The sequence below is a fragment of the Pseudomonas sp. Sample_11 genome (genome assembly GCF_004307505.1).
Taxonomy (GTDB): domain Bacteria; phylum Pseudomonadota; class Gammaproteobacteria; order Pseudomonadales; family Pseudomonadaceae; genus Aquipseudomonas; species Aquipseudomonas atacamensis.
The window spans coordinates 22,594-35,123 of the sequence record NZ_RCOD01000003.1; the positions used below are offsets into that span (position 1 = coordinate 22,594).

The window sequence follows — 12,530 nt, forward strand, 5'->3', positions numbered from 1 at the left end:
GTGACCGCTCGGTTCGTAGCCGAGTACTCTATCCAGCTGAGCTACGAGTGCATTTTGTGTTTTTAAACCAGACCACAACTGGCTGAAGCCGAGTTACTCACCTTACAGCAAATAACTCTTAAATGGTGCACTCGACAGGATTCGAACCTGTGACCGCTCGGTTCGTAGCCGAGTACTCTATCCAGCTGAGCTACGAGTGCATTTGTTGCCGCGCATTATAGGCCGTCTAATCTCTATGTCAAACACTTTTTCTAGTAATTTCAACAACTTACAGAAGAAGCCAGATTACGACGTACTAAGCAAATAATGGCGGAGAACGGGGGATTCGAACCCCCGACACCCTTTTGAGGTGTACTCCCTTAGCAGGGGAGCGCCTTCGGCCACTCGGCCAGCTCTCCGCAACACGGGGCGTATATTAACCAGCTTCTTCCCCGTTTGCAAACATAAAAATCGATAAAAATTAATGGCTTGGTTCTTCGTCCTTCTCTTTCTTTATACGCAGGTAAATTTCCTCACGGTGCACCGCAACCTCTTTCGGAGCGTTGACGCCGATACGCACCTGGTTTCCTTTGACGCCGAGCACGGTCACGGTGATTTCGCCGTCACCGATAATCAGGCTTTCCGCGCACCGACGAGTCAGAATCAGCATACCTTTCTCCTTACGCCATTCATTTCAGGGACAACAGTCTGCAAAAAAAAGGCACCCGACCTACAACCGCAGCGATCGTAGCCCTACATGCCTGAGTATTGACCAGCGCGAGCAAAAGAACAGTTCCGGGGCTCGCGCCATTCAAAAATAAAGGGCGCGGTCAGACCGCGCCCTTCACAGAAGCGGATTACTCGCCCTGACGGGCCGGAGCATCCAGTTCGAAAGCCGTGTGCAGCGCGCGCACAGCCAGTTCCAGGTATTTCTCTTCGATCACTACGGACACCTTGATTTCCGAAGTCGAGATCATCTGGATGTTGATGCTTTCTTTCGCCAGGGATTCGAACATGCGGCTGGCCACGCCTGCGTGGGAACGCATGCCGACGCCGACGATCGAGACCTTGGCGATCTTGGTGTCGCCGACCACTTCACGGGCACCGATCTCGCGAGCGGTGTTTTCCAGCACAGTCTGTGCGGCCTGGTAGTCGTTGCGGTGCACGGTGAAGGTGAAGTCGGTGGTGTTATCGTGCGCGACGTTCTGCACGATCATGTCGACTTCGATGTTCGCGGCACTGATCGGGCCGAGAATCTTGAACGCCACGCCCGGGGTGTCTGGCACGCCACGGATGGTCAGCTTGGCTTCATCGCGGTTGAAAGCGATGCCGGAAATGATCGGCTGTTCCATGGTTTCCTCTTCATCAATAGTAATGAGGGTGCCCGGACCCTCCTTGAAGCTGTGCAGTACGCGCAGCGGAACGTTGTACTTGCCGGCGAATTCCACCGCACGGATCTGCAGCACCTTGGAACCGAGGCTGGCCATTTCCAGCATCTCTTCGAAGGTGATCTTGTCCAGACGCTGAGCGACCGGCACCACACGCGGGTCGGTGGTGTAGACACCGTCGACGTCGGTGTAGATCTGGCATTCATCCGCCTTCAAGGCCGCCGCCAGTGCCACGCCGGTGGTATCGGAACCGCCGCGACCGAGGGTGGTGATGTTGCCGTGCTCGTCGACGCCCTGGAAACCGGCGACAACCACCACACGGCCAGCCTTCAGATCACCGCGAATCTTCTGGTCATCAATCTGCAAGATACGCGCTTTATTGTGCGCACTGTCAGTCAGGATCCGCACCTGATTGCCGGTGTACGACACCGCCGGCACACCGCGCTTGATCAGCGCCATGGCCAACAGGGCAATCGTCACCTGCTCACCGGTGGATACGATCACGTCCAGCTCGCGCGGAACCGGTTGTGCCTCGCCACTGATTTGCTTGGCCAGATCGATCAGACGGTTGGTTTCGCCGCTCATTGCAGACAGCACAACCACCAGGTCATCGCCGGCATCGCGGAATTTCTTAACCTTGTCGGCGACCTGCTCGATTCTCTCGACAGTGCCGACCGAGGTGCCTCCAAATTTCTGTACGATCAAAGCCATTTCAAAGCCGCCTCTGCCCATGAAGGGCGCCCAATAATCTTTCGAACAGTCGCCAGGCCCGCCACTAGACTGCGGGCCCGGCGAGCCGTCTTATAAAGCCTGCTCGACGAATGGAACGGTCAGCGCCAGCGCGCCATCCAGCGCAGCGGCATCGACACCGCCGCCCTGCGCCATGTCCGGACGACCACCGCCCTTCCCGCCCACTGCCGCAGCAGCCTGTTTCATCAAATCACCGGCTTTGAGTTGGCCAGTCAGGTCCTTGGTTACGCCTGCAACCAGTACGACCTTTTCCTCATGGACACCGCCGAGCAGGATCACTGCGCGGCCGAGTTTGTTTTTCAGCTGATCGACCAGCGCCAGCAGCGCCTTGCCATCCTGACCGTCCAGACGGGCGGCCAACACCTTCACATCCTTGACGTCCACCGCCGAGGCCGACAGATCGTCGCCCGCCGCGCTGGCTGCCTTGGCCTGCAACTGCTCGAGTTGTTTCTCCAGCAGACGGTTGCGCTCCAGTACCGCCGAGAGCTTGTCGATCAGGTTGTCGCGGCTGCCCTTGACCAGGCTGGCCGCTTCCTTGAGTTGTTCTTCCGCCGCGTTCAAGTAGGCCAGCGCCGCAGCGCCAGTGACCGCCTCGATACGACGCACGCCCGAGGCCACACCGCCTTCGCTGATGATTTTCAGCAGGCCGATGTCGCCGGTACGGTTGGCGTGGATACCGCCGCACAGTTCGACCGAGAAGTCGCCCATGCTCAGCACGCGCACGCTGTCGCCGTACTTCTCGCCGAACAGCGCCATGGCGCCTTTGTTCTTCGCGGTTTCGATGTCGGTTTCTTCGGTTTCAACGGCGGAATTCTTGCGAATCTCGGCGTTGACGATGTCTTCCAGCTGCTTGATCTGTTCTGGCTTGATCGCTTCGAAGTGGCTGAAGTCGAAACGCAGACGCTGACTGTCGACCAACGAACCTTTCTGCTGCACATGCTCACCGAGCACCTGACGCAGCGCGGCGTGCAGCAAGTGAGTGGCCGAGTGGTTCAGCGCGGTGGCGTGACGCACTTCGGCGTCGACGTGGGTTTCCACCGGTGCGCCAATGGTCAGACTGCCCGAGGCCAGCACGCCGTGGTGCAGGAATGCGCCACCGGTCTTGGTGGTGTCGCGCACGTCGAAGCGGCTGCTGCCGGCCTGAATGAAACCGCAGTCGCCGATCTGGCCACCGGATTCGGCGTAGAACGGCGTCTGGTTGAGCACGATCACGCCTTCCTGACCTTCGCTCAGCACGTCGACCGACTGGCCATCCTTATAGATGGCAACGATTTTCGCCGAGCCGCTGGTGGCCGCGTAACCGGTGAACTCGGTGGCCACGTCGACCTTGACCAGGGTGTTGTAGTCCAGACCGAACGAGCTGGCCGAACGCGCGCGAACACGCTGCGCTTCCATCTCGCGCTCGAAACCGGCTTCGTCGACGGTCAGGCCGCGTTCGCGGGCGATGTCGGCGGTCAGGTCCATCGGGAAACCGTAGGTGTCATAGAGTTTGAACACCACGTCACCTGGCACCACGGTGCCTTTGAGCTCGGCCAGATCCTGCTCGAGGATTTTCAGGCCGTGCTCCAGGGTCTTGGAGAACTGCTCTTCTTCAGCCTTGAGCACGCGCTCGATGTTGCTTTGCTGCTTCTGCAGTTCCGGGAAGGCTTCGCCCATCTCGGCAACCAGCGCCGCGACGATCTTGTAGAAGAAGCTGCCGGTGGCGCCGAGCTTGTTGCCGTGACGGCAGGCGCGACGGATGATCCGGCGCAGCACGTAACCGCGACCTTCGTTGGACGGCAGCACGCCGTCGGCGATCAGGAAACCGCAGGAACGAATGTGGTCGGAGACGACTTTGAGCGACGACTGATCGCCGTTTTCGCAGCCGATCGCTTCAGCCGAAGCCTTGAGCAGGTTCTTGAACAGGTCGATGTCGTAGTTGGAGTTGACGTGCTGCATCACCGCACTGATCCGCTCCAGGCCCATGCCGGTGTCCACCGACGGCGCAGGCAACGGATGCAACACGCCATCGGCGGTGCGGTTGAACTGCATGAACACGTTGTTCCAGATTTCGATGTAGCGATCGCCATCTTCTTCCGGCGAGCCCGGTGGGCCGCCCCAGATGTGCTCGCCGTGATCGTAGAAAATCTCGGTGCACGGGCCGCACGGGCCGGTATCGCCCATGGTCCAGAAGTTGTCGGAAGCGTATGGAGCGCCCTTGTTGTCGCCGATGCGGATCATGCGCTCGGCCGGCACGCCGATTTTCTGTGTCCAGATGTCATACGCTTCGTCGTCGGTGGCGTAGACAGTGACCCAGAGCTTTTCCTTCGGCAGCTTGAGCACGCCAGTCAGGAAGGTCCAGGCAAAGGTGATCGCGTCGTGCTTGAAGTAGTCGCCGAAGCTGAAGTTGCCGAGCATCTCGAAGAACGTGTGGTGACGTGCGGTATAACCGACGTTTTCCAGGTCACTGTTCTTGCCGCCGGCGCGCACGCATTTCTGACTACTGGTGGCACGGGTGTACGCACGTTTTTCCTGGCCCAGGAAGCAGTCCTTGAACTGGTTCATCCCCGCGTTGGTGAACAGCAGGGTTGGGTCGTTGCCCGGAATCAAAGAGCTGGAGGCTACACGGGTGTGGCCTTGCTCTTCGAAGAAGCGAAGGAAGGCTTCACGGATTTCTGCGCTTTTCATTAGGTTCTTCCACGGAGGCTGCGGCCAAAGGCCTGTTCGAAACGTCGTGAGACGAAGCGACGGCAAAGGGCCGCATTATATCGGCCCTGCGCGCGGGGTACAGCGTGTTTATACGATAGAAACGGTCAATTGGACGGCTGACGCTGTCACTTGCGTGAAAACTCGACGAATGTCTCGATCACTTGTTCGATTTGCGCGCGGCTGACGTCCATGTGCGTGACCATGCGCAAGCGCGCAGCGGCGCTGAGCCTGATCCCGCGTTCGCCGGCAAAGTCCTTGAGTGCTGCGGCCTTGTCACCCATCTGCACATAAACCATATTGGTTTGCACGGGCTCGACGACGAAACCGGCCTCACGCAGACCCTCGGCGAGCAACTGCGCGTTGGCATGGTCATCCGCCAGCCGTTCGACGTGATGATCCAGCGCGTACAAGCCAGCCGCCGCGAGCAACCCGGCCTGACGCATGCCGCCACCGACCATTTTTCGCAAACGCCGCGCCTTGCCGATCAGTTGCTCGGAGCCGCACAGCACCGAGCCGACCGGCGCGCCGAGGCCTTTGGACAGGCACACCGACACCGAATCGAAATGCTGGGTGATCTCGCGGGCATCGACGCCGAGCTTGACCGCCGCGTTGTACAACCGCGCGCCGTCCAGGTGCAATTCCAGGCCGTGTTCCTGCGTAAAGCGTCGCGCGCGCGCCAGATACTCCAGCGGCAAGACTTTGCCCTGCATGGTGTTTTCCAGCGCCAGCAAACGCGTGCGGGCGAAATGGAAATCGTCCGGTTTGATCGCGGCGGCGACCTGATCCAGATCCAGCGAACCGTCGCTCTGCAGCTCCAGCGGCTGCGGCTGAATCGAACCGAGCACCGCCGCCCCGCCACCTTCGTACTTATAGGTGTGCGCCTGCTGACCGACAATGTATTCGTCGCCACGCTCGCAGTGCGCCATCAGGCCGAGCAGGTTGCTCATGGTTCCGGTCGGCACGAACAGCGCAGCAGCAAAGCCCAGGCGTTGGGCCAGTTCGGCCTCGAGGTGATTGACCGTCGGATCTTCGCCGTACACATCGTCACCGGTATCGGCTGCGGTCATCGCCTCGAGCATAGCGGGAGTCGGTTGGGTGACGGTGTCGCTGCGAAGATCGATAACGCTCATGAACCTGGCCTCTGGTCAGATGGGGAAATCCCTTTGTGAAGTGGGATTACTGCGGTCATCGCGCAGATTAATCAAGCCTTGAAGAAGGAAAAATCACCGTCCTCAGGAAAAAGCACAATCCATGTGGGAGCGAGCCTGCTCGCGAAAGAGCAGTAACAGGCAGCATATTCGTTGAATGTGAAGCCGCTTTCGCGAGCAAGCTCGCTCCCACAGGTTCTGTGCAGGACCGAAAAATATGTGTTACAAACTGCGCGCTGCCCGAGATTGGGCGGCACAAACGTTCTCAGGGCGGGGTGCAATTCCCCACCGGCGGTAATTGCGCGCAACGCGCATAGCCCGCGAGCGCTTGGCGCTGCGCACGACTTGAGTCGGGTGCGTCGGCAAGGTCAGCAGACCCGGTGTGATCCCGGGGCCGACGGTCATAGTCCGGATGAAGAGAGAACGGGATCGACGCCAAAGGGCCGTCCGCGTGCATCCGTGCCTGCGTTCGCACCCCTGCATCCCTTTCGATTCATAACGCCCTGTTTTTCACACAAACAGGAGTCAGAACATGCAACCCACCGCTATCGACAGCAAAAGCAAACACCCACAGGGCGAGCGCGTCGCGTTCATCCAGGCCTGCTGGCACAAGGAAATCGTCGACCAGAGCCGTAAAGGCTTCGTCGCTGAAATGCTGGTGCAGGGTTATCAGGAATCGGACATCGATTTCTTTGAAGTCGGCGGCGCCTTTGAAATGCCGCTGCACGCCAAGCTGCTGGCCAAGTCCGGCCGTTACGCCGGCATCGTCGCCGCCGCCCTGGTGGTGGACGGCGGCATTTACCGGCACGAGTTCGTTGCGCAATCGGTGGTCAGCGGCCTGATGCAGGTGCAGCTGGAAACCGAAGTGCCGGTGTTCTCGGTGTCGCTGACCCCGCATCACTTCCATTCGGGCGAAGAGCATCAGAAGTTCTTCTTCGAGCACTTTGTGCACAAGGGTCAGGAAGCAGCGCGGACTTGCGCGGACACGCTGCAGAAAGTTCGTGCGCTGCGTCGTACAGAGCCGCGTGCGGTAGCCGTGTAACGTCGAGTGAGTTTTTGACCTCACTCAAATCAAATGTGGGAGCGAGCCTGCTCGCGAAGAGGGACTGCCAGCCGACGACAAGTTGACTGGTAGACCGCTTTCGCGAGCAGGCTCGCTCCCACATTGGTTTTGTGCCGATTCAGATGTCGCTATCAGGCGAGGTTTTCGTCTGTGGCCGGGACGATCAGGATGCCGGCGCGCAGGCCGTTCTTGACCTTGGGGTTGGGGAAGATGATCCGCGCGCCCTGCTCTTCGATCACCCAGCGGGTATTGGCCAGATCCTCGGCCAGCACATAACCCGGTTCCAGCTCGGAAAAGTTCTCGATGTCCGCTGGCAGATTCAGGCGGAACGCATCGCTGTGCTTGATGATTTCCCGCGCCACGCTGAACAGTTGCAAGCCGTCCAGCCCTTCTTCTGTCTCCGGCTCAGTGCCTTCGATGATCTGCTTCAGACGGGTTTCCAGCAGTGAGACGTTGACGCCATCGTTCTGCCCGAACGGCCGCGCCTTGCCCAGTTCCAAGGTAAAAGCTTCAGCGTCGAGCTTGTCGTAGGTGTACGAGCTGAACACGATCGATGGCTTGTTCTGCAACAGCACTGCTTCCATGCCGGCGGCGCGCAGGCGCGTCAGTTCGCGACGGGAATGCTGGCGTCCTTCCTTCCACGGGTACAAGGCGAACTGTTCGATCTTCGACCCACGAATCGCCGTGTGCAGGTCGTAGTGCAGACGCTCGCGATCGGGCTTGCTGAAGAAACTCGCCGCCAGCCGTTCCAGCTCACAGGCGCGCAACGCTTCCGAGCCGCTGCTTTGTTCGTGGCGGCCGTTGAACAGCCGATTGACATCCTGCTCGACGAAACGCTCGCCCTTGCGAATCGCTTCCGGGTTGCCGAACAGGAACAGAATGCGTGCGCGCGGCTTGAGATCGCCGCGTGCGATGTCGTGCAGCAGCCGATCAAGCAACTCGATCGGTGCCGTTTCGTTGCCGTGGATACCTGCCGACAGCAGCAGGTCCAGGCCATTGTCGCGCGCTTCCGGGGGCCGCACTTCCAGCGCCCCTTCGCTCAACCAGCGCATGCGCACGCCTTCGACAGTCAGTTGAGTCTTCTCCGCCGGTTCACGGCCGGCGAGGGTCAGTTCAAGCAGTTTGCCGAGGGCGAGCATAGAGCGGTTTCCTTAGTGGTCGTGGTTGCAATCCGGGCCGTGTACGTGATCCTCGTCAGCGCCGAGGTCAGCCGGTTCCATTTCCAGTTGCAGACTTACCAGATTAGTCGCCAATGGGCGCAGCAGCAGGTTGGCGTACTCTTCGTCACCTTCCTCGACGTCGACGCCGATCAGCAGTTGGCCACGGCCGTCCTGCTGGATCCACAGCTCTTTGCCTTGCCACATGACCGCAACGCGGGTGCACGAGGTTTGCAATTGCGTGCCGTCGGTGTCTTCAAGGATCAGCTGCAGGGAATCGCTCATGTTTTTACTCTCTTGGGGTGACACGCCGCGCGCCGCGTTCAGGCAGCGCGCTGGCGATCAATTGATCTGGAAGGGATAAACCGCGCCCAGTTTAAGGATTTGCGTCAGTTCATCCAGTGCCGTCCGGCATTCAAGCAGCAACTGCGGGTCCGCCAGATCGGTTTCGCTCAGGCGGTCGCGGTAGTGCTTTTCAACCCATGCGGTCAACGAACCGTACAACGGGGCCGTCATGATAACGCCTGGGTTGACTGCCGCCAGTTCGGTTTCATTCAGCGCCACGCGCAGACGCAGGCACGCCGGGCCACCGCCGTTCTGCATGCTTTGCTTGAGATCGAAGACCTTCACTTCGCGGATCAGCCCGCCGGAGCTGGTCAGGCTTTGCAGATAAGCCCAGACGCGTTCGTTGGCCTGGCATTCCTGCGGCACGATCAGCAGCATCGAGCCATCGGCACGCGACAGCAACTGGCTGTTGAACAGGTAGGAACGCACCGCGTCATCCACGTTGACTGCCGAACGCGGCACGCAAACAGACTGGAAGTTGCCGCCGACCTTGGCCAGTTTGCCTTGCAGTTCGGCGAGCATCTTGTCGGTCTCGAGGAACGCGTCCTCGTGATAGAACAGCACTTCACCGTTGCCCACGGCGATCACGTCGTTGTGGAACACGCCCTGATCGATAACGTTGGGGTTCTGCTGCGCATAGACCACGCCTTCGTCACGCAGACCGTGCAGACGCGCCACGGCTTGCGAGGCTTCGAGGGTCTGGCGCGCCGGGTATTTCTGCGGCGCCGGGAAACGGTTGTCGAACGCACTGCGGCCGAACACGAAAAACTCGACGCCCGCTTCGCCGTACTCACGGCAGAAACGCGTGTGGTTGGCCGCGCCTTCGTCGCCGAACTGCGCCACTGCCGGCAAAGCGGCGTGATGGGCGAAGTGCTGTTGATTGGCGAACATCGCGCCGAGCACGCGACTGGTGGTCGGGTGTTCGATGCTGCGGTGATATTTGCAATTGAGGTTGGCAGCAGTGAAGTGCACGCGGCCGTCAGCGGTGTCGGCACTCGGGCTGACCGTGGCGGCGTTGGCCACCCACATGCTCGACGCCGAGCAACTGGCGACCAGCAGCGGCATCGCTTCTTTGGCGGCGCGCTCGATCACCTGCGCGTCAGTGCCACTGAAGCCCAGACGACGCAGCGCCGCCACATCAGGACGTTCCTGCGGAGCCAGCACGCCTTGCTGAAAGCCCATGTCCATCAGCGCTTTCATTTTTGCCAGACCTTGCAGCGCCGCTTCCTTCGGATTCGAGGATTGCTGACTGTTGCTCTGCGAGGCGACGTTGCCGTAGGACAGACCACCGTAGTTATGGGTCGGCCCCACTAGACCGTCAAAATTGACTTCATAGGATTTCATCAGCGAGGCTCCACGAGAATCTGTTGTTATAGGCTTCAGTAACTATTCTTTAAGACCGAGGTGCGGCCATCGCTGGCAAGCCAGCTCCCACATTGACCGCGTCGTACACAAAATGTGTGGACGTCTCTGACCCTGTGGGAGCTGGCTTGCCAGCGATTTGGCGCTACGCCATTTTCACGCCAGGCGTCAGGGCCGATGGCAGCACCAGGCTCGGGGTTTCCAGCGACGCCACCGGGTATGCGCAGTAATCCGCTGCGTAATAGGCGCTGGCACGGTGGTTGCCCGAGGCGCCGACGCCGCCGAATGGCGCGCTGCTCGCGGCACCAGTCAGCTGTTTGTTCCAGTTGACGATGCCGGCGCGGCTTTCCAGCCAGAACTGCTGGTAACGCGCTTCGGAATCGGAGAGCAAACCGGCGGCCAGTCCATAAGCGGTGTTGTTGGCTTCAGTGATCGCGGCGCCGAAATCGGCATAGCGGATCACTTGCAGCAACGGCCCGAACAGTTCTTCGTCCGGACGCTCGGCCACTGCCGTCACATCGACGATGCCCGGAGTCAGCAAGGCCGATTGCGCCTGTGGCTGAGTCATTTCCAGCAACGCCACCGCGCCGTTGGCCAGCAGTTGTTCCTGCGCATCCATCAGCGCTTTCGCCGCGCCGAGGGAAATCACCGAGCCCATGAACGGTGCCGGTTGCTGATCGAACGCACCGACTTCAATGGTCGAACTGACTTCAACCAGTCGCTTGAGCAGGCTGTCGCCCCACGCACCTTGCGGCACCAGCAGACGGCGGGCGCAGGTGCAGCGCTGGCCGGCGGAAATGAATGCCGACTGAATGATGGTGTACACCGCCGCGTCCAGATCAGCGACCTGATCGACCACCAGCGGGTTGTTGCCGCCCATCTCCAGCGCAAGAATCTTGTCCGGACGCCCGGCAAACTGCTGGTGCAGGTGATTGCCGGTGCGGCTCGAACCGGTGAAGAACAGACCGTCGATACCCGGGTTCGCCGCCAGAGCGATACCGGTTTCCCGCGCGCCTTGCAGCAGGTTCAACACGCCTGCCGGCAGACCGGCTTCGATCCAGCACTTGACCGTCAGCTCGGCGACTTTCGGCGTCAGTTCGCTGGGTTTGAACAGCACACTGTTACCGGCCAGCAGCGCCGGGACGATATGACCGTTAGGCAGGTGACCGGGGAAGTTGTAAGGGCCGAACACCGCGACCACGCCGTGGGGCTTGTGGCGCAATACGGCGGTGGCGTCGCCCAATGGGCCGCTCTTCTCGCCGGTGCGCTCGCGGTAGCTCTGCACCGAAATCGCGATCTTGTTGACCATGCTGGTGACTTCGGTCGCGGCTTCCCACAGCGGTTTGCCGGTTTCTTCGCCGATGGTGCGAGCCAGTTCGTCAGCGTGGTTTTTCAACGCAGCGGCGAAAGCTTCGAGGACGCTGATGCGCTCCTCGAGGGTGCGACGTGCCCACTGAGGAAATGCCTGGCGAGCAGCCTGAACCGCCGACTCGACCTGCGCGGCAGTGGCGCCCTCGCCCGCCCACAGCACTTGCTGGGTCACCGGGTTCAAAGATTGAAAGGCTTCGCCCTGACCGGCCAGCCATTCACCTGCGATGTATAGCGAATTCATTATTTCGACTCCCGTGCAGCGGACAGCGCCACGGCGCGAACCTGATCGCCGGCGCTGAGTTGAAGACGTTTCGCGGTCTGCGGATCGACCACCAGGGTGCCCGCAGCCAGACGCGCTGGGGCAGCCGTGATGCGGCAATCCTCACGCTTGCGGTTGTGGATGATGAACGGCGTGGCGTCATCGCCCGGCGTGCCGACGGCCAGCACCAGCGCTTCGCTGTCACGCACAGCGCGGATCTTGCTGGTTTCGCATTCGATGGCCGGGCCGGCGTCGAAGATGTCGACGTAACCCTGGTAACTGAAGCCTTCGCTCTTGAGCATCGCCAGTGCCGGCTCGGTGTCCGGGTGCACCTGGCCGATGACGTTGCGCGCGTCCGGCGAGAGGAAGCAGGTGTACAGCGGGAATTTCGGCATCAGTTCGGCGATGAACGCCTTGTTGCCGACGCCGGTCAGGTAATCGGCCTGGCTGAATTCCATCTTGAAGAAATGGCGGCCGAGGCTTTCCCAGAACGGCGAGCGCCCGGCGTCGTCGGACACGCCACGCATTTCGGCGATGATCTTGTTGCCGAACAGCTCCGGGAACTCAGCGATGAACAGCATGCGCGCCTTGGACAGCATCCGGCCGTTGAGGCCGTTGCGGTAATCGGCGTGCAGGAACAGCGAGCACAGCTCGGAATTGCCGGTCAGGTCGTTGGCCAGAAACAGCGTCGGGATTTCGCGGTAGATGTTCAGCTCTTGCGAAGCGCTGACCGTCAGACCGACGCGGAAGTTGTACCAGGGCTCACGCAGGCCAACCGCGCCGGCGATGGCGGAAATGCCCACCACACGGCCGTCATCGTCTTCGAGCACGAACAGATAGTCGGCATCGCCACGCCCGGCTTCGCCGCGAAAGGTCTTCTCGGCCCAGCCGACCCGGTGGGTCAGGCGCTCTTCGTTGGCCGGCAAGGTAGTCAGGCCGGTGCCGGTGCTGCGGGCCAGGTCGATCAGCGCGGATAAATCGCTGCTGCGTACGGGACGAACAATCATGCTATCTCCTCAA

Annotated in this window: 10 protein-coding genes, 2 tRNA genes and 1 riboswitch; of the genes, 1 reads left to right on the forward strand and 11 read right to left on the reverse strand. The window is 60.7% G+C overall.

The features are described 5' to 3' along the window. Nucleotides 1-123: 123 nt before the first annotated feature. From D8U60_RS00230 to ltaE, 6 genes are all read right to left on the reverse strand, one after another. Nucleotides 124-200, reverse strand: a tRNA-Arg gene (locus D8U60_RS00230). Between the two features lie 107 nt (nucleotides 201-307). Beyond that, a tRNA-Ser gene (locus D8U60_RS00235) sits at nucleotides 308-398 on the reverse strand. A 62-nt stretch (nucleotides 399-460) separates the two neighbouring features. Continuing rightward, entirely contained in the window at nucleotides 461-649 is a 189-nt protein-coding gene (gene csrA / locus D8U60_RS00240; protein ID WP_002554426.1) for a carbon storage regulator CsrA, read from the reverse strand. Nucleotides 650-836: 187 nt separating this feature from the next. After that, nucleotides 837-2,078: an aspartate kinase gene (locus tag D8U60_RS00245; protein ID WP_016773595.1), complete on the reverse strand. Its 1,242-nt coding sequence runs from the start codon at nucleotides 2,076-2,078 to the stop codon at nucleotides 837-839. A 90-nt stretch (nucleotides 2,079-2,168) separates the two neighbouring features. Further along, nucleotides 2,169-4,784 (reverse strand): alanine--tRNA ligase, encoded by a 2,616-nt coding sequence (alaS, locus tag D8U60_RS00250; RefSeq protein ID WP_122612069.1) that lies wholly within the window; start codon nucleotides 4,782-4,784, stop codon nucleotides 2,169-2,171. Nucleotides 4,785-4,930: 146 nt separating this feature from the next. Next, entirely contained in the window at nucleotides 4,931-5,935 is a 1,005-nt protein-coding gene (ltaE, locus tag D8U60_RS00255; RefSeq protein WP_130899197.1) for a low-specificity L-threonine aldolase, read from the reverse strand. Nucleotides 5,936-6,210: 275 nt separating this feature from the next. After that, nucleotides 6,211-6,382, forward strand: a riboswitch (FMN riboswitch). Nucleotides 6,383-6,485: 103 nt separating this feature from the next. On the opposite strand from ltaE, the gene D8U60_RS00260 reads away from it, so the two are divergent. After that, nucleotides 6,486-6,995, forward strand: a complete 510-nt coding sequence (locus D8U60_RS00260) for a 6,7-dimethyl-8-ribityllumazine synthase (RefSeq protein ID WP_076563870.1) — start codon at nucleotides 6,486-6,488, stop codon at nucleotides 6,993-6,995. 152 nt (nucleotides 6,996-7,147) lie between these two features. On the opposite strand, the gene astE is transcribed toward D8U60_RS00260, so the two are convergent. The 5 genes from astE to astA form a co-directional block, all read right to left on the reverse strand. Next, the gene (gene astE / locus D8U60_RS00265; RefSeq protein ID WP_130899198.1) at nucleotides 7,148-8,155 is read right to left on the reverse strand and encodes a succinylglutamate desuccinylase; all 1,008 of its coding nucleotides are present in this window, start codon (nucleotides 8,153-8,155) and stop codon (nucleotides 7,148-7,150) included. A gap of 12 nt (nucleotides 8,156-8,167) precedes the next feature. After that, nucleotides 8,168-8,458 (reverse strand): hypothetical protein, encoded by a 291-nt coding sequence (locus D8U60_RS00270; RefSeq protein ID WP_016773591.1) that lies wholly within the window; start codon nucleotides 8,456-8,458, stop codon nucleotides 8,168-8,170. Between the two features lie 57 nt (nucleotides 8,459-8,515). Further along, nucleotides 8,516-9,862, reverse strand: coding sequence for an N-succinylarginine dihydrolase (gene astB / locus D8U60_RS00275; RefSeq protein WP_130899199.1), 1,347 nt, complete (start codon nucleotides 9,860-9,862; stop codon nucleotides 8,516-8,518). A 163-nt stretch (nucleotides 9,863-10,025) separates the two neighbouring features. Continuing rightward, the gene (gene astD / locus D8U60_RS00280; RefSeq protein WP_164488348.1) at nucleotides 10,026-11,495 is read right to left on the reverse strand and encodes a succinylglutamate-semialdehyde dehydrogenase; all 1,470 of its coding nucleotides are present in this window, start codon (nucleotides 11,493-11,495) and stop codon (nucleotides 10,026-10,028) included. Then, nucleotides 11,492-12,517: an arginine N-succinyltransferase gene (astA, locus tag D8U60_RS00285; RefSeq protein WP_024014014.1), complete on the reverse strand. Its 1,026-nt coding sequence runs from the start codon at nucleotides 12,515-12,517 to the stop codon at nucleotides 11,492-11,494. The genes astD and astA overlap by 4 nt, the downstream gene beginning before the upstream one ends. Nucleotides 12,518-12,530 lie beyond the last annotated feature (13 nt).

Coding starts and splice junctions, on each gene's coding strand:
- csrA (WP_002554426.1), bottom strand. CDS start 649: ATGCTGATTCTGACTCGTCGGTGCGCGGAAAGCCTGATTATCGGTGAC.
- D8U60_RS00245 (WP_016773595.1), bottom strand. CDS start 2,078: ATGGCTTTGATCGTACAGAAATTTGGAGGCACCTCGGTCGGCACTGTC.
- alaS (WP_122612069.1), bottom strand. CDS start 4,784: ATGAAAAGCGCAGAAATCCGTGAAGCCTTCCTTCGCTTCTTCGAAGAG.
- ltaE (WP_130899197.1), bottom strand. CDS start 5,935: ATGAGCGTTATCGATCTTCGCAGCGACACCGTCACCCAACCGACTCCC.
- D8U60_RS00260 (WP_076563870.1), top strand. CDS start 6,486: ATGCAACCCACCGCTATCGACAGCAAAAGCAAACACCCACAGGGCGAG.
- astE (WP_130899198.1), bottom strand. CDS start 8,155: ATGCTCGCCCTCGGCAAACTGCTTGAACTGACCCTCGCCGGCCGTGAA.
- D8U60_RS00270 (WP_016773591.1), bottom strand. CDS start 8,458: ATGAGCGATTCCCTGCAGCTGATCCTTGAAGACACCGACGGCACGCAA.
- astB (WP_130899199.1), bottom strand. CDS start 9,862: ATGAAATCCTATGAAGTCAATTTTGACGGTCTAGTGGGGCCGACCCAT.
- astA (WP_024014014.1), bottom strand. CDS start 12,517: ATGATTGTTCGTCCCGTACGCAGCAGCGATTTATCCGCGCTGATCGAC.